Origin of the sequence: Ehrlichia muris subsp. eauclairensis (genome assembly GCF_051097115.1) — a bacterium.
Lineage (GTDB): Bacteria > Pseudomonadota > Alphaproteobacteria > Rickettsiales > Anaplasmataceae > Ehrlichia > Ehrlichia muris.
Map to the genome: position 1 here is coordinate 207,758 of NZ_CP118226.1, position 25,225 is coordinate 232,982.

Annotated in this window: 17 protein-coding genes; 8 read left to right on the forward strand and 9 right to left on the reverse strand. The window is 29.8% G+C overall.

Going from position 1 to position 25,225, the window contains the following annotated elements; genetic code table 11:
* The first annotated feature begins 38 nt into the window (after positions 1–38).
* Positions 39–1,277, forward strand: a complete 1,239-nt coding sequence (locus PVA18_RS00890; protein ID WP_045804892.1) for an MFS transporter — start codon at positions 39–41, stop codon at positions 1,275–1,277.
* A 540-nt stretch (positions 1,278–1,817) separates the two neighbouring features.
* Here PVA18_RS00890 and PVA18_RS00895 read toward each other — a convergent pair.
* The gene (locus PVA18_RS00895; RefSeq protein ID WP_045804891.1) at positions 1,818–2,453 is read right to left on the reverse strand and encodes a Tim44/TimA family putative adaptor protein; all 636 of its coding nucleotides are present in this window, start codon (positions 2,451–2,453) and stop codon (positions 1,818–1,820) included.
* A gap of 120 nt (positions 2,454–2,573) precedes the next feature.
* Here PVA18_RS00895 and secB point away from each other — a divergent pair, with 120 nt between their 5' ends.
* Positions 2,574–3,086, forward strand: coding sequence for a protein-export chaperone SecB (gene secB / locus PVA18_RS00900; protein WP_045804890.1), 513 nt, complete (start codon positions 2,574–2,576; stop codon positions 3,084–3,086).
* 81 nt (positions 3,087–3,167) lie between these two features.
* Complete coding sequence (locus tag PVA18_RS00905) at positions 3,168–3,893, forward strand: DsbA family protein (protein WP_045804889.1); 726 nt, start codon at positions 3,168–3,170, stop codon at positions 3,891–3,893.
* A 113-nt stretch (positions 3,894–4,006) separates the two neighbouring features.
* Here the strand turns inward: PVA18_RS00905 and PVA18_RS00910 are convergent, their stop codons facing one another.
* Entirely contained in the window at positions 4,007–5,272 is a 1,266-nt protein-coding gene (locus PVA18_RS00910) for a M16 family metallopeptidase (RefSeq protein WP_045804888.1), read from the reverse strand.
* Between the two features lie 627 nt (positions 5,273–5,899).
* Between PVA18_RS00910 and PVA18_RS00915 the strand changes: the two genes are divergently transcribed.
* Positions 5,900–7,303 carry an NAD(P)H-dependent flavin oxidoreductase gene (locus tag PVA18_RS00915; protein ID WP_045804887.1) on the forward strand — a complete coding sequence of 468 codons (1,404 nt, stop codon included), beginning with the start codon at positions 5,900–5,902 and terminating at the stop codon, positions 7,301–7,303.
* 570 nt (positions 7,304–7,873) lie between these two features.
* On the opposite strand, the gene PVA18_RS00920 is transcribed toward PVA18_RS00915, so the two are convergent.
* Positions 7,874–8,476, reverse strand: coding sequence for a riboflavin synthase (locus tag PVA18_RS00920; protein WP_045804886.1), 603 nt, complete (start codon positions 8,474–8,476; stop codon positions 7,874–7,876).
* A 217-nt stretch (positions 8,477–8,693) separates the two neighbouring features.
* Between PVA18_RS00920 and PVA18_RS00925 the strand changes: the two genes are divergently transcribed.
* The 4 genes from PVA18_RS00925 to PVA18_RS00940 all read left to right on the forward strand — a co-directional run bounded on the left by PVA18_RS00925 (position 8,694) and on the right by PVA18_RS00940 (position 12,500).
* Entirely contained in the window at positions 8,694–9,047 is a 354-nt protein-coding gene (locus PVA18_RS00925) for a hypothetical protein (RefSeq protein ID WP_052692802.1), read from the forward strand.
* Between the two features lie 1,292 nt (positions 9,048–10,339).
* Positions 10,340–10,819, forward strand: a complete 480-nt coding sequence (locus PVA18_RS00930; protein ID WP_086375098.1) for a hypothetical protein — start codon at positions 10,340–10,342, stop codon at positions 10,817–10,819.
* A gap of 293 nt (positions 10,820–11,112) precedes the next feature.
* Complete coding sequence (locus PVA18_RS00935) at positions 11,113–11,628, forward strand: hypothetical protein (protein WP_052692800.1); 516 nt, start codon at positions 11,113–11,115, stop codon at positions 11,626–11,628.
* A gap of 725 nt (positions 11,629–12,353) precedes the next feature.
* Positions 12,354–12,500 carry a hypothetical protein gene (locus PVA18_RS00940; protein WP_156135902.1) on the forward strand — a complete coding sequence of 49 codons (147 nt, stop codon included), beginning with the start codon at positions 12,354–12,356 and terminating at the stop codon, positions 12,498–12,500.
* 24 nt (positions 12,501–12,524) lie between these two features.
* Here the strand turns inward: PVA18_RS00940 and mfd are convergent, their stop codons facing one another.
* From mfd to PVA18_RS00970, 6 genes are all read right to left on the reverse strand, one after another.
* Positions 12,525–15,935 carry a transcription-repair coupling factor gene (gene mfd / locus PVA18_RS00945; RefSeq protein ID WP_045804884.1) on the reverse strand — a complete coding sequence of 1,137 codons (3,411 nt, stop codon included), beginning with the start codon at positions 15,933–15,935 and terminating at the stop codon, positions 12,525–12,527.
* Between the two features lie 500 nt (positions 15,936–16,435).
* Positions 16,436–16,840: a hypothetical protein gene (locus PVA18_RS00950; protein WP_045804883.1), complete on the reverse strand. Its 405-nt coding sequence runs from the start codon at positions 16,838–16,840 to the stop codon at positions 16,436–16,438.
* A gap of 632 nt (positions 16,841–17,472) precedes the next feature.
* Complete coding sequence (locus tag PVA18_RS00955; protein WP_045804882.1) at positions 17,473–18,126, reverse strand: hypothetical protein; 654 nt, start codon at positions 18,124–18,126, stop codon at positions 17,473–17,475.
* A gap of 1,302 nt (positions 18,127–19,428) precedes the next feature.
* Positions 19,429–20,370, reverse strand: a complete 942-nt coding sequence (locus PVA18_RS00960; RefSeq protein WP_045804881.1) for a hypothetical protein — start codon at positions 20,368–20,370, stop codon at positions 19,429–19,431.
* A 1,356-nt stretch (positions 20,371–21,726) separates the two neighbouring features.
* On the reverse strand, positions 21,727–22,191 hold the full coding sequence (locus PVA18_RS00965) for a hypothetical protein (protein WP_045804880.1): 465 nt from the start codon (positions 22,189–22,191) through the stop codon (positions 21,727–21,729).
* Positions 22,192–23,533: 1,342 nt separating this feature from the next.
* A complete protein-coding gene (locus tag PVA18_RS00970) occupies positions 23,534–23,989 on the reverse strand; it encodes a hypothetical protein (protein WP_434431850.1) in 456 nt (151 codons plus the stop codon).
* Between the last annotated feature and the right edge of the window lie 1,236 nt (positions 23,990–25,225).

Here is a 25,225-nt window from a genome sequence, read left to right on the forward strand (position 1 = left end):
TATAATTTTTATAGAATTTGATAGGTTTTTAATTAATTATGAGGGATGTTTTGAATAGAAAATTTTTATCATGGTTCTTAGTCTCAATGTTTTATGCGTATCAATATATATTGAGAGTTATGCCTAATATTATTGGATCTATGTCTATGGAAAAATTCAAAATTAGTGCTATGGCATTTGGTCAATTTTCTGGCTTGTATTATATTGGATATACGTTGGCGCATATACCGATAGGTATCTTTTTGGATAAATATGGACCTAAAATAGTATTACCAATTTGTGTAGTATTAACCATTATTGGGTTGGTGCCGTTATTGGTATCAGATGTGTGGTTATTTAGCCAGATTGGAAGAATAATAACAGGTATAGGTTCAGCTGGATCTGCACTTGGTCTTTTTAAAGTTGCTAGTATGTATTATGATAAGCGATTTGTCAGGATGTCTGGGATTTCTATTATAATAGGACTATTGGGTGCAATGTATGGAGGATTACCAGTTTTATCTTTATTGAATAAATTTGGCTGGGAAACTTTCTTCATAATATTTATTGCTGTAGGAGCTGTTATGGCGTTGTTGTTATATATATGTATGTTGCCTTATGATCAGGTTGCTAATCTTGACAGTAATAAGAGTCTCTGTGATAAAGTTAAGTTGGTTGTATTTAATAAATACATTATTATAATTAGCTTGCTTGCAGGTTTTATGATAGGTCCTTTAGAAGGTTTTGCTGATGGATGGGTTACTTCATTTTTAAGAGCAGTTGGTAATATGGATAAAGAAACATCTGCTTTGTTACCTTCTGTAATATTTATTGGTGTGTGCATTGGGGCATTTATTTTACCGTATATATTAGAGGGTAAGTCATTTGATACTTGGAATATACTTGTAATATCTGCTTTTGGTATGATGATTCCTTTTTTAACATTATACATTAGTAGTTCAAGTGTTGTACTTGTGACAATATCGTTTTTTTTGATGGGATTCTTTTCAGCATATCAAATCATAGCAACGTGTAAAGTATTGAGCTATGTTAATGATAGTGTGGTTGCATTGGCTACTGCTGTAAATAACATGATAGTTATGGCTTTTGGTTATTTTTTTCATACTGCTGTATCTTGTGTGATAGGGTTGTTATGGGATGGAAAAGTTATGGATTCAGAGCCAGTATATACTAAAGCATTAATGTTAAAATCTATGTTATTTATTCCTGGTGGGTTACTTGTAGGTGCAATAGGGTTTATGTATCTTAAGTATTTAAGTAGGAAAGAGAGTAAGTAGCATTGTTACAGATACAGTTATACATAATTATGTGTCTATATAAATTATGTATGACTGTATGCTTTGATCTAGAATTAGTCTGTATTAATTTCTGTTGATATGTTGTAAGTTTTTGTTATTTTAAGTGTTATAAATTAAGAAATAAAATTAATTCTTAATTGTATAAACTTATAATACAGGATTCTAATTTGTTCTAGCTTTGTACTTTGTAGCAAGTCTGATAGTTAATGTTGAATATATTATGGGGTGTGAGCATAACCTTAATATGCTTTATTGTTGGGTAATTTTGTGTTTCTAGTGCTTCAGTTAAAGAGTTGCTAATTTTTCAGCTGATTGTTTAAAATATGAGTTCGAATATTTAGATTTGACTTCATAATTGATAAAATTAGTTGTGTTTGTCTATTTGTTTTATTATGTCCTATACAACTCATAATCGCCTAATGCCTTATTAAGATTATGGCAATCTTTAGTGTATTTTATAAATGTATCTCACAATGAGACTTTATTATAAGTCTTAATAAATTGTATACTGTACTGAAATTATACAGATTGAATAGCACTAAGATACCACTTTTTATTAGAAAGTGTTGTATCTTTTTTAAAAGTCCATGTATCCTCAATCTTATTAATTTTCGATGTACTACCCTGTAGAATATTATCATCACTGTCTGTCACAAAGTTTATTTGTTCAGTGATGAATTTTACTGTGATGTATGCTATATTTCCTGAAAGGTCCAGTTTTATTATTTTATGAGATATTATTGATACAATAATATCCTTATATAGTTGTCCAAGTGCTTTTCGATTTTCTATTTCCTTCACGAATGAATTATATAAATTAGTATCTAATAACATAGACAGTATATGTGCATTTCCTTCATTAAAGGCTTTTATTATAATTTCAAATGCCTTCACTGATCCATCCATGAAGTGTTTTAGTGCAAACTCGTTATCTTTCTTTTTGATGTGGTTTATTATTGACTTATCATTTTCGTTGCAAGCTTCCATTACAGATTCTATATCAGTATCATCATCATATTCTTGTGTGTCTTCCATGATGATACTTATAGTTTGTGAATGATTAGTTGTTTGTAATCCTGAAGTCTTTCCAAGAGAATTGTATAAACGGAAAAAGATGAATGCTGCTAAAAATGCATATATTGCTAATTCAACCATATGATCCTAATTTTTATTGACAAAAATGTATACTGTGTGTACTCAATTATATTATAGCTTAGTGTATGTTAATCAATAATTAATTACATTATTTTAATTATTACTTGGGAGTTTGTGGGTATGTCGTGTAAATTAAAGGTTAAGGGTCAATATATTAAGGATCTTTCGTTTGAAAATCCGAATTCTCCGCAGATTTTCTTGATGATCAGTAAAACCCCACCTGAAATCAATATTTCTATTAATGTTAGTTCTGTAAGTCTCCCAGTAAAAGCACAAGATCAGGGGAATGAACAATCTTTGGATAGTAAAGTAGAGCCGTTATATGAAGTCACTCTTCAGGTTAATGCGGAAGCTCGAGTTGGTAATACAGTAGCGTTCATTTGTGAAGTTAAGTATTGTGGTGTATTTTGTATTGAAGGTTATGATGTAAGTAATATACAGGAGTTAAGTCAGGAAGAAATGAAAAAGATATTGTTAATTTCTGCTCCAACTGTTCTGTTCCCATTTGCTAGGGAGTTGGTTTTTAATATCACTTCTAGAGGTGGGTTTCCTCCTTTGTTGCTTGATATTGTAGATTTTGGAGTTATGTATGAATCTCAAATGAAGCAAAATGATAACAATCAAGATTTGTAAAGTAGATTTTTAATTTGTGGGTTAAGACAGCTTGTAGTAATTAGTTTTTAATTAGTTAAATTAATACAGGTTTTTTGTATTATGAAGGTTTTAGTAATAGGTAAGCTATTCTTTTTATTTGTAGTAGCTTTCTTCTTTAATTTTGCATTTTGTTCTGATGATCATAAGCAGGAACTTTCTCAAAAATTTTATTCTGATACCCTTGTCAAATTAAGTGATGATATTACTGCTCAAGAGTTGTTAAGTTTATTGCCTAATGATCGTTTTATAGGTAATACAAAAGCTCCAGTTGTGATAATAGAATATGCTTCTTTTTCATGCATGCATTGTGCACATTTTACGCTAAATGTATTTCCAGAATTGGATCGTAAGTACATTAGAACAGGTAAAGTGCTATACATTTTTAGAAATTTTCCTTTAGATTATATATCATTAAAAGCTGCAATGTTGGGAACATGTTATAATACTGCTAATAGCTTTTTTACTTATACCAAAGCGGTATTTAGTTCCATAGAAGCATTGGTGACCCATTATAAGGATTTAGGGGTATTATCTAATATTGCAAAGGTTAGTAACGTTAGTGATGAAAGATTTGATAAATGTATTAATGATGACGATATAATGAATTATATTGTTCAAGAAAAATTTGTCGCAAATAGGAAACTACAGGTAAATGCTACACCTGTGTTTTTTATTAATGGGAAGAAGTATGATAAACCTCATGATATTGAAAGCTTTTCTGAGACAATTGATGAATTGATTATACTACATCCAAATTATTCGTTGGTAAAAGGTGATAAATCTTAAACCTACATGATGATGTGTAGAGGTCTGTATATTGTTACTTTAATTGAAAGATACAACATATTTATGTTGATTAGGCTCTATATGTAAAGTTTTTTATTTCAATATACATGTTGTTATATATAAAACATTTGAGCTATATCATTATAAGAAGGTAGGTTTTCAATTTGCCCTATGGCTGCTAAGGTTATTTTATTATTACTTCCTAGTAGATTATTAATACAGTTTTGGATGTCTGTGACTGTAATTATAGAGATTTGTTTTATTAACTCTTCTTTTGAAATGTATCGATTATAGTGGGAATAATAATACCCCAAGGATTCAGCTCGTGCAGTAGTACTTTCCCTTGACATGAGTATCTCAGATGTGATTTTATCTTTTGCTCTTTTGACCTCATTTTCTTGCAGGTTGGTGGTAATGTTTTTTACTTCAGAAGCTATAGTGGTAAGTAGTTGACTCAGATTCCCTTTATCAGTTGCTGCATATATAGAGAAAATACCATTATCGCTGTAGCTGGAGTTAAAAGATGATATGGTATAGACTAGTCCCAGTTGTTCGCGAATTTTTTGGAAAAGACGTGATGACATACCATTTCCTAATATTGAATCTAGAATTTGTATAGTGTAGAATTGATCATCTTTATATGAAACACTAGGGAATCCTATAACTAGATGTACTTGTTCTAAATTTCTTATTTCTCTGTATTCTCCGCTCAAATAAATTGATGGACCTGCTGTTTTTCGTTCTGATTTTTTCATGTGAGAGAAGTACTGAGATACTAAGTCAATTACTTCTTCATGTAAAATATTCCCAGCTACTGATAGTAACATGTTTCCAGCATGATAATATTTACTCATGTAAGTGTGTAAGTCTACTTTAGATAAGCTATTTACTGATTCTGGAGTTCCTAAAATGGATTTGCCGAATATTTGGTTAGGATAAGCAGCTTCTATATACTTATCGAAAATTATGCTAGTAGGAGAATCGTTTGTTTGATATATTTCTTGTAATACTACTCCTTTTTCTTTATCTATTTCTTCTTCAGGAAATTGGGAGTTTAGTATTATATCTGCAAGAACTTCTATGGCTATTTTGATATCTCTTTTTAGTGTTTTGACATGATAAACAGTGTGTTCTCTATCTGTATGTGCATTAAAATTTCCGCCTATATCATCAAAGATCTGTGCTATATCAAGAGCAGTACGAGTTTTAGTGCCTTTAAAAGCCATGTGTTCTAGAAAATGAGAGATGCCTGTTATGGCTTGATTCTCATATCTACTCCCGACGTTTATCCAAATGTTAATAGATACAGATTCTACGTGAGGCATTGTATCAGTTATTATAGTAAAATTATTGTTGAGTTGTGTAATCTTTGGTGACATGACTTTGAGTAAGAAATTAATCTCTTAAGTTTATACAGTTAATAATATAACAGCAACAAATATATGATATAACATCAATATTTGAGAGTTATGATTTATCCAAATTTTACAGAATCTTCATAATGTTTTATCAACCAATTGTTAATTAAGGATATTATCTGTACTGATGCATAATATTACCTAAATATATTTTAAATTTTTAACAGTGTATTTGTGATGAAAACATTTGGTGAAAAATAGTAGTGTTCAATTATATTGTTTTATAAGAATTTTAAAAGATGGGGGCAGTCATTACAATGGTATATGATATTACTTGTATTATAAATACTAATTTTATATAACAATATTGACCAAAGTATTAATGATCACAAATAAGATTGTGGTAAGTTGGTAATAAATTTACATTGTTTTACATTAATGTTGTGTTGATTATTGAAATAAAAATTTGAAATCTAGTAATTTTGTGTAACTATTTGTAATTTTTATCATAAAAAGTGAAAATTTGTGTAGTTTATTATAGTATTGATATGGCTTGTTAAATTGTAAAAAAAATGATAAAAGTAGTAGGTGAGATTTCTCAGCGATAGTAGAAAGTGTATAACATTGTCAATGGATTAAGGTTTTAATTTGCGTAAAAAAATTAAGAAAATATTAATTTCCGGTAAAAGTGTGTGGCCAATAATAGAAGGTGGGAAAGGTATAGGTGCAAGTGATGGTAGAACTGCAGGTGCTTTTGCTGCTGCTTCTGCTGTAGGTACTTTTTCTGGGGCGTGTGCTAGGTTAGTTGATGATAATGGAGAACATGTTCCTTTAATATATCGTGGGAAAACTAGATTGGAGCGTCATAATGAACTGATAAACTATAGTATTGATGCGGCAGTGAGTCAAGCTAAGGTAGCTCATGAGATATCAAAAGGGTTAGGAAGGATACATATGAATGTACTGTGGGAAATGGGTGGTGTTCAACGAGTACTTCATGGTGTGCTTGATAAAGCGCGTGGATTAATTCATGGTATTACTTGTGGTGCTGGTATGCCATATAAGTTAGCTGAGATAGCTTCCCAATATCAAGTTTATTACTATCCCATTGTTTCTTCGATGAGAGCATTTAAAATTTTATGGCAACGTTCTTATCAAAAATTTTCTAAAAAACTCCTTGGTGGGGTTGTATATGAAGATCCTTGGTTAGCTGGTGGCCATAATGGACTTAGTAATAGTGAATCTCCTGATAGTCCACAAGATCCTTTTGAAAGGGTTGCAGCGATCCGCGCATATATGAATGAAGTTGGATTATCTGATGTTGTATTAATCATGGCAGGAGGTATTTGGCATTTAAAAGATTGGGAATTATGGTTAGATAATGATCTAATTGGTCCAATAGCGTTTCAATTTGGAACGAGACCTTTATTGACTCAAGAGAGTCCAATTTCTTTTGGGTGGAAGAAAAAATTAATGTCTTTGAAACCTGGTGATGTTTTTTTGAACAAATTTAGCCCAACAGGCTTTTATTCTTCTGCAGTTAAAAATGAGTTTATAAAGGAATTACAAGAACGTAATGCACGTCAGATTGCATTTGAGAATGAAATGACTGAAAAATGCACAGCAGAGCTTTCTATTGGTGGTAGAGGTAGGAAAGTATATGTGCATCCTGAAGATAAGAAGTTGTCTGAGTCTTGGATGGCTATGGGTTATACAGATGCTCTGAAGACACCAGATAATACTTTAATATTTGTTAGTCAGGACAAATCAAGAAGCATTAGGGAAGATCAAATAAATTGTATGGGATGTTTAAGCCATTGTAAATTTAGTAATTGGAAAGATCACGGAGATTATAATACTGGTATTAAACCAGATGTTCGTAGTTTTTGTATTCAAAAAACGTTACAAAATATTATTGCTGGGGATAGTCACGAATATGAGCTTATGTTTTCTGGTCATAATGCATATAAGTTTGTACAAGATGAGTTTTATAGAGATGGATATATTCCTACAGTCAAAGAACTTGTTGATAGAATCTTAACTGGATATTGATATGTTAGTATTTTGTTTATAGGTTTAAACATATTAAGTATCTGAGGTTACGATATTTTTATTAAGTGCTATTAAGTTTATGGTTTTTTGTTATTCAACACATAGGAATCCTTTTTTGATACTTTTTGTAGTTTTTTTAATCCTTACTGTTTAAGCAGTTTTGCTCTAAGTGTAGTTTATCAGAATATATTTTTATTTAGATATTTATTTGAAATGCGACAGTTTGATTATTAGCAGAAATTCATTATAAAGTTTATATATATGTGGTAGTTACACACAAATATAATTCACTGCATGGTGTGTAGTATATTTAGCATTATTTTATCAAATGTTATGAGTATCTTACAAGCATATCTATTTCCAATTAATATTGTTTATTATATTAAAGAACCCGTCTTTTTTCAAGTAGTGAAATAATATTGATGGATAATGTTTCACATTGCTATGGTAGTTTTATATTAAGTGTGATGTAGATGTTTATCAGCATATATTTTTTATTTTAGTAATTGCTAAATGCAATATAAGATTTGTGTATGCATTGGGATGTGTAAACAATGGAGGTTACTGTAACTATATTTTAATATTATATAAACGTTCTAAGTGCTTTGCAAGCATGTCTACTTCTATATTGATGGTATCATTTACTTTGTTATACTGAAACGTTGTATTTTCCCAGGTATGTGGAATAATATTTACGGATAATATTTCATTAGATATAGAATTAATAGTCAACGATACTCCATCTATGGCTATTGATCCTTTTATTATCATATATTTTAATAATGAATCTGGTATATGGAATCCAATGTTATGGGAGCTATTTACACTAGTAATTGATATGATTTTTCCTATTCCGTCAACATGTCCTTGTACAAAATGTCCATCTATCCGGTCAGTCATTCTTAAGGCTGGTTCTAAATTAATCTTTGTTCCTTCTTTCCAATGTGTAGCACTAGTAACAGATAGAGTTGCATCTGAAACATCAACAACAAAACATCTATTATTCAATTCTACTACGCTTAGGCAAATACCGGAACATCCTATAGAATCACCTATTTTTGTTTCGTTTAAAAAATTAGGATTAGTGGGTTTTATTGTAATTCTTTTGTCGTGACTTTTTATATCGTTTATTTGAGTAACAGTACCGATATTTTCTATTATGCCTTTAAACATCTTGTACCATAAATCATGGATATAGAATTTTAGTGTAATGGGTGAAAGAATGTCAATAAGGAAAAAAATGTATGAAAGCTAGTATATACCTAAGGTTATATGCCAATAGATATTTAAAAGGTTAATTTATTTTCTAAAAAATTAGTATGTAACATAATTATTTGTTAATATATATTAATTTTATATAATATGTTTCTAGTAAAAAAGGTTTATTTATATGTTAAATAATTCTAATAGTTTAGTATCATACGTTGAACGTAATCTTAGTAATCATAATACTAGTGTAATGGATATAACTTTTGACTATCCTATTGATAACAATGAATCGTTCCCTCGAGATTTTAATAATATAGGTACAGGTAAGGATGATTTTTTTGTTGCTGCTATAATTGCATTTTATCTTCTTACTGTTGTTGTGGTAGCGGGGGTTTATGTTTTGGATTCAAAATGTGATATTATGCGTCGAAATGGCTATACAAAGCGTCTTTGTAGGACTTCTAGTATGTTAGAAAGAGCAGAGACAGAACAAGAAGTTTTTGCACCAATTATTTCAGATAATATTAAGCAGTAATAACTAATAGACAAAGGTGTAGATGTTCTGAAGGTTATATCAGCAGAATGTTGATTAATTAAAGAAGGAAATGTGAGAGGTATATTATTTATATGTTGTTTGAATCTTATATACTGCCGCAGGTAATTTATATTAGCGCCTTAATATGAGGTTGTTGTTATAACTTGATTTTTATTCATCTTTTTGTAAGGGATATAATGATATTGGTTATATGTGCTTGAAGAATTATGAATTATTACACATATGTACTGATTTTCTAAAAAGTAAATTAACCTTTAAATATCTATTGGCATATAATCATATGTAACACTACTTTTGTACATTTTTCATCTGTTATACTAGAAGCTATGTCTATATTTATAGTATTTCAAGCGTAAAAATGTTAGGGATTATTATTCAAATAGATCATATAAAAGGTTGCAATAGAAGGATTCCAGTAAAGCACTTTGCTGTTTTTTGAGTGATATAAACATAAGTGACTCTATAGGGTATTTGCTTAGTATATAATGATATGTGTTTTGTAACTAGTGGGGTTAATTCAATTTATGAATTATTGCTTAAGGTAGTTGGTATTTTAAAAGTAAATAGCACTCATGTGTATATAATTGGAACGAGGTAGAGATTGTTTGCTAAAGGCATAGGGTCTAAAAATATGTAAGCAACTATAAAACTAATATCTGTCTGAGTATTGTGATTAACGTGGAAAATGTAAACTCTGATTCGAAGCTTTAGTGAATAATAGCTGTCAGATTGACAGGTCTCCTCAGTTTAGTGTTGATGAAAAGCCATGTGATGTGCTACTTGGGAATTTAAATATTGGATTACTAAATAGTTCAAAGGATGTGATGTATGTAATGTTAATGTAGGGTAATGTCTGTGATATGTATTGAGAGAAATATATTTTTAAAACGTAGTTTTCTTATTAGAACTTCAAATTTATCTGGCTTTGTGGCTTATGTATTTATATATGTTTATGGATGGAATTTGGATGTATGCTACAGACTTGATAAAATTTATTGTGGTGATGGTTTCTGTAATACGTGTGAGGGGTTATTATGTTGCTAGAAGAGTATTTTAAATGTTTCAATATTATGTAAAATTATATTTGTTACACAATTCATATGGGAAATAAAATTTCAATTTTTTAAAAGTTTATGATATAATTAAAGGTAGTGAGTTAGTTATTTTTTTCAACTGATTGAATAATATCGTAACCTCTATTACTTCTGATATTAATAATAGTGTATCCTTTTTATTGAATAATACTGTCAATACAGATGGGGGAGAGGAGTATGTTACAACAGGTTTCTACCATATTAAATAATATAGTTACTAATGCCAATACTGTTAGTGGTACAATGGAAAATGGTACTGATAGTGTACAATATACAACAGTTCCTACTGCCATGTTGAGTACGAATAGTATTGCTGTTCGGGATGATGGATATGGTGTAGTACAAACTATGTTATTAGCAGGTTTAGCTGTATTCTCCTTGATTCTATTATTTTGTGTAGCTTCTGTTGTACGCTATAGAGAGGGTCGTGCACGACGCAGAAGACATATAGGATATTTACGGGTCCATGGTCCTGGGCCAGATGTTCCTAATGTTGTAATAGAACTAGATGTGATACATAATGCTCAAAGTAGTGAGAACCAGAGTCAATGTGTTGAAAGTAGGCCTTTTATATGCAATCATGGTGGCCAAGAGAATGGTGATGTTGATGGTCAAGTAAGACCTGTCTTTAGATTACAAGGGATATTCCCTGGATGATTTGTAATGAAGTTATATGTGGTATTTAACTTAATACTTCTTTATTTAATGAAGTGAGTTTATTTTGCTGTTGTAATGCAATAGATTAAAGTAAACGATAAAATTTATTTGTAGTATATTGGTCCTTGTAATACGTGTGAAGGATTGTTATGTTGCTAGAAGAGCGTTTTAAATATTATAGATTAGTAAAATTATATTTGTTACACAGTTCCATATGGAAAATAAAGTTTCAATTTTTTGAAAATTTATAATATAACCAACTATAGTGAGTTAGTTATTTTTTTCTCAGTTGGTTGAGTAGTATCATAGCTTCTATTATTTCTGATGTTAGTAATAGTGTATCCTTTTTATTCAGTGATACTATAAATACAAGTGAGGGAGGAGGTGATGTGGTTACTAATTTCTCTGGCAATGTTGTTAATGGTACACTGGCAAATGGAAGTAATGGCTCACCATCGCCTCGTAATCGTAGTTTATTCCTTGCTGTTCCGGTAGTAGGATGTTGTATTATATTAGCCATAGTGCTTGTCCTGTTTTGTATGCTTATGTATGATTGTGTTGCAAGACGTAGAAATCGTATTGTGCAGCATAGAAGACATATGAACCATTTACGGGAGCATGGTCCTGGGCCAGATGTTCCTAATGTTGTAATGGAACTAGATGTGATACATAATGCTCAAAGTAGTGGGAACCAGAGTCAATGTGTTGAAAGTAGGCCTTTTATATGCAATCATGGTGGCCAAGAGAATGGTGATGTTGATGGTCAAGTGAGACCTGTCTTTAGATTGCAAGGGATATTCCCTAGATGATTTGTAATGAAGTTATATGTGGTATTTAACTTAGTACTTCTTTATTTAATGAATTTTTTGCTATTTGTAATGCAATAGATTAAGGTAATTAATAGGATTATTGTGAAGTATATTGGTCCTTGTAATACGTGTGAAGGGTTGTTATTTTACTAGAAGAGCGTTTTAAATATATAGATTAATAAAATTATATTTGTTACACAGTTCATATGTAAAATAAAGTTTTAATTTTTTAAAAATTTATGATACAACACAAACATACTGTGTCAGTTGGGTTTTTGGCTGGTTGAGTAATATCATAGCTTCTGTTATTTTTTGGGTATTAGTAATAGTGTTTTATTGAATGATACTGTAAATACGGAAGGGGTAGTAGTGTTACAACAAGTTTTTTTAGATTTTAAGTATAAGTACTGGTGTCTTTGATGATGCTGTTAATGGTACAGTGCGAAATAGTACTAATGGTACTACAACAGTTTCTACTGTCATGAATGTAAGTAATAATAGTTCACTGTCGAGTACTAAGTAATGCTGATGTTCAAATGTTTCGTGATTTTATACAAACTTGTATAATAGTATGTGTAGCTATATTGCTTCCTATTGCTATAGTTGTCTTATCGTGTTTTACGCTATAGAGATCGTGTTGCGCAGTATAGAGAATTGCCATAAAGACATTTGAACATGTGGGGTCCTGGGTCGGATGTTACTGATGTTATATAATAGCACTAGATGTGATACATGATGCTCAAAATAGTGAAAACCAAAGTCAATGTGTTGAAAGTAGACCTTTTGTACATAGTCATAGTTGTCAAGAGAATGATGATACTGATAGTCAAATGAGACCTGTGTTTAGATTACAGGAGATATTTCCTAGGTGATTTGTAATAAATTATATATGCTATTCAATTTAGTGCTTCTTTATTTAATGAGTTTATTTTGCTAATGTGATGTATTATAAAACTTATAGTACAATTGGGAGTATTGTTAATTAACATAAGTATACTATTATTTTGTATCTTAAAGGTCAGAGGATTATTGATGAAATAATTAAGAATTTCTTGTCTGACAGCTGTGTTGCTATCTATTTTTAAAATAATGGTATTTTTTACTTGCTCAACTTCACAAATGCCAATACTTGCACACAGTTGCTTTATGTATATAGTGTTTAATAAATTTTCGACCTCGCTTGGTAGTTTACCAAACTTATTAGTTAACTCTATGTAGTAATTATCTATATCTTCTTTTGTTTTTAGATTGCCAATTTTTTTGTATACCCGCATTCTTAATCCTATGTCTTTAATGTAATGCTCAGGAATTCTTATATTAACATTTATATTAACATTTATATGATCAAGATCTTGAGGATTTTCGTTATGAGTGTTAAGTTCTTCTTCTAACATTTGTTGATATAGTTCAATACCTATATCTTTGATATTACCTGATTGTTCTTCCCCAACTAAATTACCAAACCCTCTGATATCCATATCATGTAGGGATAGAGTAAATCCTGAATTTATGGAATTTATTGATTGTATTATTTCCAATCTTGTAGTAGATGTATTGGTTGCTTTTTCTGATAATATAAAATATGCAAAACCTTTTATGCTGCTACGTCCTACTCTTCCTTTTAGTTGATAGAGTTGTGCTAATCCAAACATGTCAGCATTGTGTATTATAATTGTATTGGCAAAAGGAATATCTAACCCGCATTCTATGATTGATGTAGTAAGTAATATTGTAAATTTGCCATCAAAGAAATCATTCATTATTGTATCTAGTTGACTAGAAGGGAGTTGCCCATGGGCAGTATTAATTTTAATTTCTGGCAATAATTTTTTTAGGTTATCATTAATGCTTTCTATATTACTAATTTGTGGGCAAACATAAAATACTCTGCCTCCTCTATTATGTTCTCGTATTATAGCATCTTTTATTATAGTTTCATCGTAGTATGTTGTGCAGGTTGTCACTGGTACTCTGTTTTTTGGTGGTGTGTTTATTAAACTTAAGTCTTTTATTCCACATAGTGACATATATAGCGTTCGCGGTATTGGAGTTGCAGATAGTGAAATTACATGAATACTTGTCTTGATTTTTTTTAACAACTCTTTTTGTTTTACTCCAAATTGTTGTTCTTCATCTATGATCAATAAGCTTAGGTTAGCAAAAGTGATATCTTGTGCTAGTATTGCATGTGTTCCTATTATTATGTGTACTTGGCCAGATGATAAACTTTCTTTTGTTCTTTTTATTTCAGATCTCTCAACAATTTTGGATAATTGTTTGATTTTGATATTTGGAAATTTTTTGAATCTTTCAGTAAAAACAATAAAATGTTGCCTGCATAGCAAAGTTGTTGGTACTATAATTGCTACTTGATGGTTCTTACTTGCTACTAAGAATGTTGCACGTAAGGCTATTTCTGTTTTCCCAAAGCCAACATCTCCACAGATTAGTCTGTTCATGATTCTACCACTTGATAGATCATGTTCCATGTCTTTTATAGCTTGTAATTGATCTTCTGTTTCAATGTAAGTAAATTCATTACAAAAATGTTTGTAATTTTCGTCAGGGAGAAATAATTTGCCAGTCGATAATCTTCTTGCTGCTTCTATAGCTAATAATTCTTTTGCAATTTTTTTTATATGATTTTTTATTTTAGTTTTACGTTGTTGCCATGATGTACTACCTAATTTATCGAGGATAACATTGGCATTTTGTTGTCCGTACTTGGATATAAGATTGATATTTTCTACAGGTAAGAATAATTTATCACTATTATAGTATTCTATTTTGATAAAATCGTGATAACTATCAAATACTTTAATAATATCGAGCCCTACTATTTTCCCAATTCCGTAATCTTTGTGTATTACAATATCCCCAATATCTATGTTAGTATCATTGCTAATAATATTTGAAATATTACTTTTACCTATTATTTCTTGTTTGTCTAGTAGATCATGTTCTGCTACTACAATAGTATGTTTTGAGATAAAGCTATGATCTATTGGTAATATGGCAATGTTATGTGAAGAATGTATTTCTTGATAGTTTTCTATTTTACATAGTTTGATGTTGAATATTCTAAGTCTATTTTGTATGTATTCTAAAGAACCAATAGAATAGCAAGCTATTATTAGTTTTTTTGTATGACATATGGTCTGAATATATTGTGTCAATATTTCAAATATGTCGATTTTTTTATTTTGTGCTAAAATTTTAAAATTTGGAATTGTCTGAATCTTTATTGTGACATCAAAAGCAGTGGTATGTGCATTTTTATGAGTAATTGCTAAGTTATTAATAGTATTTTCAGATTGTGAGAACTCAATTTTATGAAACTGTTTAGTTATAGTTTGAAAGTCTTTAAGATTAATATAAAGTTGATGTGGAGGTATTTGATAGGATAGTTGAGATCTATAGTTATAGTGTGAGTATATTTGATTGTTATACTCCTCTATTTCTTTTGCCAGCTTATTATTGAATATTAATGTTGTATTTTGTGGTATATAGTTAAAAATATTTTGTAATTCTTCCTGATAAAATAAAGGTAAGAAATTTTCTTCTCCTATGTATTTCTTTCCAGATGTTATTGTATCGAGTAGGTTTTGATCTTGGCTTACTTTTGTTTTATAGATTTTAGAAAAAAGATCTATATTTTCTTTTTGTTTAATTATTTCGGAAGTAGGGTAAATGAAAATCTCATTTAAAGAAGAATTATTATCTATTGATTGTGTTTGATAATTAAAGAAGTTAATTGATTGTATGAAATTATTATGTAAATGAATTCTTATAGGATTTTTATAGGTTATGGGAAATATATCGATAACATTGTTATGTATGGCAAATTCGCCTATATCCTGTACTATTGAGTATTGACTGTATCCATGGTAAATTAAATAATTTTTTATATAGTCTCTTGTGATATTCTGTTGAGATGTAATTTTTAGTACTGATTGTAGTATGGTATTTTGATGTAGTACTTTTTGGGCAATTGCATTAATTGTTGAGATGATAATATAGGGAGTGTCATTACGTTTAGTAATTAGAGAGTGCAGAGTTTTAATTCTTTCTGCCATTACTGAATTATGTGGGGAATTTTTTTTATATGGTATTGAATCCCATGCGGGAAATATAATTATTTCAAGATTTGGAATATAGAATTTAAATATTGATGCTAAATTGTATAATTGTATTTCTTTATTAACTATATATACTGCGGAATGGATTAGTTTTTGCGCGTACATTTTTATAATAACAAGTGGTTCTAATGTATGTGGAATATTAGAAATTTTGTTAGTATTGCTCATGGAATAGTTTTGTAATATTAATAATTAGTATTGTAAGTAAAAAATGCAATCTATAAAACATATTAGTTAAATCCGAATGATATGTTTATAGTTATTCAGATATTGGAATAATCCTGAAATAGATCTACATCTAAGATAATACTGTTGAGTTGATAGAATAATTTGTTACTGTGAATTATATTTGTATAATACATAATTATCCTTTTTATTATAATGGTTTTAGTTTCTGATGGAGAAGAGAATCAGTGTTACGGCAATGTAACGTAAGAATGTTTTATTTAGAATATAAAGAAATTAATATTCCCTAAGTAATTGATTATGAATTCCATTGTTGGATGTAGTACAGCAAAACAGATTATTATAGTACTGTCTACTGCTTAATTACATTGATACTTTGACATAGAGGGGTTCTATTTTTAGGTATGTGTCTATTAATATATACACTAGTATTGTTGATTGCGTAAAAAAAGCAAAATACCAATGTAAAGTGTGTTTCTCTTTTACATGATACGGCAGTTTGATTGTGTAGGATGCAGTGTTGCATTAGTAACACTGCTCTCAGGGTAGTCATCTTCTCCTCCTAAGTCTGATTGAGAATCTGCCTCAGATGCTGTTAGAATTTCTATATCTGATAAATGATCTAAATCAGATTCTGATATAATTTCGATGTCTGATGAGCTACATGATATATTACCTGGACTCTGTGTAGTTACCTCTAACTGGAGTTCCTGTTGTTTTGTTGTCAAAGGATTGTGAGGATCATTTTTTGTCTCTCTATGTGTAGAAGGTGTGTATGTTATTCTAGCAAAGGAAAATCGAACCCACTGTAGGATTCTTGTTGTGTAGTTGAATATATATGCCATGAATCGTACAAAGATGTTAGGACGATTACGTGGTGTATACATTTTACTACCTTCTTATTTTAAAATATTATGTAATTGAAACTTAATGGTATATGGAAAATGTGACTTTAAGTGTAAACTATATTACCCCTAACACATACCTAAATAATATAGTGTATTTTTATACTTCAAGCAAGTATAAATTGAGTGTTTGGTGTAGCATAAGCAGTGGATTACTAAGAACGTGTTATGTTGAAATTTATGATTATGTCATGATTACTTGATCTGTAATAATTTGTATAAGAAATGCTCATGCTAGAAAAAAGATTTAATAAAATAGAATGGAAAATAGAAACTTGACTATTGGTTATTTTAGCAAATTTGTATAGTAATTAGATATGATCCTTAGTAGGTATTGTGTGGGGTAAGTTGCACATATCCATAGTATCTATAGGAAGTATTGTTTGATGTTCAAGTTTTTATACTAATGTGTGAGAGTAATCTTAGATGAGCACTGGTAAATTTGGAATTTTAGTGTGTTATTATCGGATTAACTTGCCACGATGTATTAGCTGATGTGTATATGTCAGTAACCACCTGACCTGCTGCAAGAAAATGACTTTAAGATGTTATGTTGTTTTAAATAAACACTGGATGAATATTTATGATTTTACTACTACTGCTAAACTAACTTACTATAAACCGATAAGTGCATTAGTTCCTAAAGGATGAGAAGTGGTGCAGCGTAGCATATCAGTTGAGTTTAGGACAGCGTCTTCTTCTTCCTGAATTTCTTCTTGATTAGCAGCAAAACTATATTCTGTAGAAGCTGTAGAACAGCAGGAATCAGAATCAGTTAAAGATGAGTTGTGATCAAGATTACCTTCTGAATAGAGTTGATTAGCAGTAGGTAAACAACATTTTGTAAAAGGTAAAAGTATGAGTGCAATCAACAACATTGGTATGGAGCATACTGTAGCTATTACTCCATATAGAAAATTGAATAACACTAATAGTAAGGTCAAAGGTAGTAGTAACATTAAGAAAGAACATAAGCTCTTTGTAACATTAGTGGATGGTCCTGATTCTGGAGTGCCTTTACAATTAAGATTCTCTTTTGACTTAAACATCATACTGGTCGTACGGAATTTTATCATATAATATGGAAAAGATAGTAACTTGAATGGTGATAAGATAATGAAGCATACCCCTTCACAAAAAGCATGCAGTGCATTTCGAGGTGTAAAGAATTTTAATAGTAGTACTCTTATTTCTTCCAGATTCATGCTACCGAGAGTAGATAAAAGATTTTTTGTGTAAGATAATAAGATTGGTTCAGAAGGATTCATTTTTTTTTTTCGCCTATTAATAACAAATAAAAACGCCTAATTTTAAAGGCATTGCAATAATAATCATTAACATATTAAAACAAACAGTAATAATTGTTAACATACTAAACTACAAACAATATTTAGCAAGTGCTAATTGATGCTTGTATATTGTTTATTATGGTTTTGTAGGCGTGTATAAGAGTTATTTATTAAATTAAACTTTGTGTTTTTTCCTATGATGGTTTGGTCTATGATTATAACTTTTAAAAAGTGTTTTGCTAAAAAAAGATCTAATGAAAATTGTTGATATTGAAATAAGAGTTTTTTCTATTAATTTTTTAAATTGTTATGTAGTGAAGTTGTGATAGGTAATGTAACTTTGTAAAATTATACAGTATATGTCTGAATGATGGGTTTCTATGATTTATGAATGTTCGTATAACGTATTTTAAATATTTGAATGGTAAATTTAGGTTCAATTATATGCTAATCAAAATGTGACATTTGTCTAAATAAAAGCTTCTTCTTTCTGGTGTTTTGTTCAACTTGATAATTCAGTATAGGTATTTGCACTAGTGTTTTGATTTGTTTTTTTATTTCTTATATTTTTTTGTAAGATATGTACATACCTAAATTTCATTTTTGCCTCAACCTTTTTTCATTATCAAATTGTTTATAACAATGAAGTATATGGCATGTAGTAAAAGGGAAAAAAGGATTGAAAGACATACATAGCAGCACTACATTAACTACTGTAGTCTCTAATAAATTAAAGGTGTGGCTATAATGATACAACCTTATAAAAGAAGCTTGCATTGAGATTTGACATAAGGTAGGAAGCCATCAAGATTATGTTTTAGCTTACTGCTTTGATTTATATTGTTAAAAATACCCACTAAGCCTTTAAAAGATGTTGTGTCGTTGTATATTTTCTAAGATTTGTCATGTGATTTAAAAAATAGTTATACATAACTGCTTTTATTTTTCTTAGAATATGAATAGGATAAAATATTATTTGAATAAGTAATTCTTAAATAAATGAAGGCCGCGATCGTTTAAATGTTTGATATCTATAGCATTTGAAAGTATTTAGCAAGCATAAAATAAAAGTATATTTTAATATTGACGTGTGTTTATTCACTCAAGTTTTTTTCAGTAAAAATTAGATAAAAATAGTAATTTATAATTGTTATGTGTCTAGAAGAATTAGTGCTATGAATTGTAAAACCTAGATTCATTCTTTACGGTAATTACAATAAAATATATTTTGTTTACTGGATAGGTGAAAAGTGTAGTAGTGAAAGTTTGTGTGATGTGCACTTAGTTTTTAATTGCTTTATTGTTGTTACAAGAGGATGTTGTATGATTATATAATATGTTGCTTGGTAATGATCTTCTATTTGTACTCAAAGAGGCTTCACACTCTTGATAAGTCAGGCTAAGAAGATATAATGCTTCTCTAAGTGGAGTATGCAACGCTCCTTGATTGTTATGAGAAGGACTTGTGTTGTCTTCACAAGTATTATCAAGTATACGTAATGCCTGTTCAGGAGTTATCTCTTCTTGATCGTCAGTAGTACTTGTGTTGTCTTGACAAGCATCATCAAGTAGACGTAATACGTATTCAGTAGTTAATGTTACTGGTCGACTTTGAGTTGTAGGGTGTTGATGTACAGTTCCTTCTTCGAGAGCTCTATCTTGCCGTCTTCGTGTGTGGACATTTTGGGTAGATCTGGATCTATTACGTAATGTATTACAATGACAATAACATATTCCAATGACAAGTAACAAAACTGCGAAGCACATAATAAATATCTGGATAAATTGCTGAGTGTCAATACTTTGTGGTGCAGTTGTATTATTGGTTATTATAAAATTGGAACTACTTGTTGTACTGTTAAATGGGTTAGTAGTGATTGTTGTAGTGCTGCTACTATTTGCTGTATTACTGATCATATCTCTTGTAGTAGTCAACACAGATGTAATAGTACTGCTTGGTTCTGTTGTAGGACTTGTGGGGTAAGTGTTATTTGTCTGTGTAGATAAATTAGTAGTATTTGTTGTGTTATATATGAATTGTGTTGTAGTATTAGCTACGGACTGTAGTAGTGAACTTATAGTGTCTACTGCAGTACTTATAGCATTGCTGAGCGTGGAATTTGCTCTACTTGTTGTGTCTAGTATAGTACTTATTATAGAATTAGTAGTCTCTGTTGTAAATTGACTACTACTTGTTGTTAAATTTGTTGTATCGTTAGGCATAGCTTTTACTGTATTTGAGTTGACTTAGTATTTTTATAATGAAAGGTAAGTTATGCTTCGTGATTATGAACATTTGATTAATCAAAACTAACCAAATACGGAATATACTTGCCTGATTTGTATGAAAATACCTACCTAATGGTAAATTAATTTACTTGTTTAGTCAATTCTTTGTTATTTTAATGTAGATGAGTTGGTTGTATGGTAAGATTTATATTAAATGATAGTCTATGTTCGTAATCTTGTATTAAAGAAAAGTTATAAAAGTAATTCTTTATAATTAAAAGAATCTTACAATATTGTAGTAAGTTATTTTAATGAGTCGTTCTATAGTTCTAACAGAAGAATTAATAAAGAAAATTTTTTATAATACCTTAGGAAATAAAGTTAGCCTACAAAATACATATATGATAAATCAATAACAAAGGTTTTATAATGTGGATCAAGATAGGCTTTATCCTTTAACCCATCCAAATAACGATTCTTGTTAAAACTTGTGATTCTAATATACAGGAATCTTCTCCTATATCTCTTCTATGGAAGGAATATTGATGACATGTATGGTGCTAATGGCATAAAATTGTAAATTCGGAAAATGTTTTTGGTAAGTAATATACTGCATTTTATAGTAATATGCATAGCAATTTATATGTATCTAATATGCTATTTACACAACTAAATATATGGAGGTAATGTCTAATTTATAATTTTATGTGCATGTAAAAAATCTTTATATAAAGTGCCATTCTTAAAATAGCACAAGTCTTATGACTAGTTGTGAAGTGACTTTAAAAATCTATAGTGAGTGTCATGATTATATCCTTCTAGAGCTAACCGCACTATGTTCTGCATCTACATCTATTAATTGCATAAATTCATTTTGGTGTAGATTTAGCTCATAGAATGATCATGTATGTAAAATCTATAAAACTATGACTTAGCGTAAGTATTAGAAGTGTACCGCGGATTATTTGAATTGTCCTTCTCTATTACTACATGCTTGGTGATACATGGTGATCACTAGTGTCTATAAAGAATATCATAACTATCACTACTGGTATTACCTGTCGTTATTGTAGTAGTGATGTTTATATAATTATTTATTTTGTGTACTCTAAAACTTATGTATAAAACTTAACCTTATATTTGACTTGTAGTTATACGAATTAACAAGTTAAATTCAACATATAAGTGTTAAAATACTTAATTAACATTATGTAGAGAATAGTTTTTGTTAAATCTACAGGTCATCTGTATTGATTTAGAAGTACAATTCAGGAAAAAAAGTTAACAAGTAAGCATATGAACCTGACATCACCATAACATGTAATGAAAGACATTAATTTTTATGTGTTTTTAATTTGGTATTCCTCTAAAGAAGCTTAATGCTGTATTAACACATCTATCCACCGTTATTATAGACTTTCTGGTAGGTGGTTGTTCTTGATCTACTTCACTTTGTTCTATAACACGTGGCATACGACCTGCTCTAATGTCTATATATTCTTGACATCGTATAGATATTGGTAAGTAGTTGTAACGATCAATGGCAAAGAATTGTTGTGTACCTTCGCTAGATGGATCATATGTGCTTATACCGTTTTGATCTTGGTTTCTTTCTCTCTTTTTCTTGTTTTTATACATTTTATAGCATATTATTGCTAGTAGTACTAGTGTTCCTATGCACAATAGTAATAATGCCGCAGTGCGGTACATTGACTCATCTTTTGGGATAATGTTGTTAGTAGTGTTGTTAGTAACAGGTATACTTGCTGTTGCATTAATGGAACTGCTAGTGGATACATTGAGTGATGTTGGCATTTTCTTCCTAATATAAATTATATAAATTTTAAAGATAGTGTAACTAATACACGCACTACAAACACAAATAACTTAACATACTTAACACTTTAAGTAATACACTCAAGAATAGAAAGGGACTTGTTCTATGTATAGTAGAACCTGTTGTGGTGCACATATTACCTTATTCTTAGCAAAAGCAAGCAGAACATAACAAATGCTATTCAACATTATTGCTATAGTAAATAGCCTTACTTAAGATTAAGTTATACACTCCATTAATTATAAATAAAAATCTCTTAAAGTACAACTTTTTTGTTTTTGTATAAATTGATTTATTGCTTGCTTTTTATAAAATATTGTTGTTGGTAGTATATTATTATTGACTTATGAAGACTGTATTAAGTTTTAGCATGTTCTTTATAACTTTAGCAATAAACTTTATGCTTATGACTTTATAAATTACTATGGATATAAATTATGTTGTAGTACTGGTTACTTTGTGTAATAGTGAGCTTATAGTCTGCTGCAGTAACTTGTAGAATTGATGATTATTAAGAAGATACTTGCAACTACTTGCTGTTTAGTATAGTGCTTATTGTAGCTAATACTCTGTGCTGTAGATTGACTGCTATGTCTTATAACTTACTAAGGTATTCTGTATTATTTATAACACCTGTAACAGTGATGTTATGGTTGAAGTAGTAATATTCATGCTACCTATAATAATATCATTATATAAAGCCATTCTTAAGATAGGACATAGTCTTTGGCTATGTTGTGAAGTGACTTTAAAATCTATACGTTTTCAGTAGGTGTTATGGCTGTATTCCTCTAGAGCTAATCGTACTGTATCTACGTTTATTAATTATATAAATTCATTTTTGGTATGGATTTGGCTCATAAAATGAGTCATATAGTGTAAAAAAATTATGATTATAGCGTAAGTATTGAAGTATGTTGTTTGAATTGCTCCTCTCTGTTCCTACATGCTTGATAATACATGGTGATTACTAAAGTAATATAGTGAGAAAAATAGTATTGTTACAAGTAGTGTTTATGCAGAATGTCATCTATTACTGGTGGTATTACTTGCCATTGTTGTAGTAGTGATGTTTCTCTGGTTATTCATCTTGTGTGCCCTAAGACTTATGTATAAAGCTTAACTTTATATTTGACCTGTAGTTGTACAAATTAACAAGTTAAAATCAGTATATAAGTATTAAAATGTTTAATTATCTTATGTAGATAATAGTTTTTGTTAAATCTACAGGTCATCTATATTGCTTTGGAAGCACAATTCAGAGAAAAAAGTTACAAATAAGTGTGAACTCGACATCACCATAACATGTGATGAAAGACATTAGTTTTTATATTGTGATATGTTACATGTACTATTAGTAGACTGTACTTCTGCGCTAGTAATAATGATATCAGGTTTATTTTGAGCTGCTTGATCACTTGCTTCCAGAAGCTTTTCTTGTTCTGTAGTAGGTGAAGGATGATCTGATGTCTCATTTACATATTGTATATGTTGGGATAGTACTCTAGGTCTGTCAGGGGTAGGATTTTTGAGGGATAGAGTAGACTTGCGAGCACGCGATACCTTATCCTCGTTCTTCTGTTGACACCTTACATAGACTATTGATCCTGCGTGCAGTAGTATTGCTAGTATGACACATATACCTAATAAGTACATTAGGGGAATGGGGAAGTGCTGGGGGGGGGGGGTATCTTCAATCATTGTCAGATTGAAGTCAAATGTATCTGCTGTTGGACTTGTGAGATTACTACTAGATAAATTGAATGATGTTGGCATTTTCTTCCTAATATAAATTATATAAATTTTAAAGATAGTGTAACTAATACACGCACTACAAACACAAATAACTTAACATACTTAACACTTTAAGTAATACACTCAAGAATAGAAAGGGACTTGTTCTATGTATAGTAGAACCTGTTGTGGTGCACATATTACCTTATTCTTAGCAAAAGCAAGCAGAACATAACAAATGCTATTCAACATTATTGCTATAGTAAATAGCCTTACTTAAGATTAAGTTATACACTCCATTAATTATAAATAAAAATCTCTTAAAGTACAACTTTTTTGTTTTTGTATAAATTGATTTATTGCTTGCTTTTTATAAAATATTGTTGTTGGTAGTATATTATTATTGACTTATGAAGACTGTATTAAGTTTTAGCATGTTCTTTATAACTTTAGCAATAAACTTTATGCTTATGACTTTATAAATTACTATGGATATAAATTATGTTGTAGTACTGGTTACTTTGTGTAATAGTGAGCTTATAGTCTGCTGCAGTAACTTGTAGAATTGATGATTATTAAGAAGATACTTGCAACTACTTGCTGTTTAGTATAGTGCTTATTGTAGCTAATACTCTGTGCTGTAGATTGACTGCTATGTCTTATAACTTACTAAGGTATTCTGTATTATTTATAACACCTGTAACAGTGATGTTATGGTTGAAGTAGTAATATTCATGCTACCTATAATAATATCATTATATAAAGCCATTCTTAAGATAGGACATAGTCTTTGGCTATGTTGTGAAGTGACTTTAAAATCTATACGTTTTCAGTAGGTGTTATGGCTGTATTCCTCTAGAGCTAATCGTACTGTATCTACGTTTATTAATTATATAAATTCATTTTTGGTATGGATTTGGCTCATAAAATGAGTCATATAGTGTAAAAAAATTATGATTATAGCGTAAGTATTGAAGTATGTTGTTTGAATTGCTCCTCTCTGTTCCTACATGCTTGATAATACATGGTGATTACTAAAGTAATATAGTGAGAAAAATAGTATTGTTACAAGTAGTGTTTATGCAGAATGTCATCTATTACTGGTGGTATTACTTGCCATTGTTGTAGTAGTGATGTTTCTCTGGTTATTCATCTTGTGTGCCCTAAGACTTATGTATAAAGCTTAACTTTATATTTGACCTGTAGTTGTACAAATTAACAAGTTAAAATCAGTATATAAGTATTAAAATGTTTAATTAATCTTATGTAGATAATAGT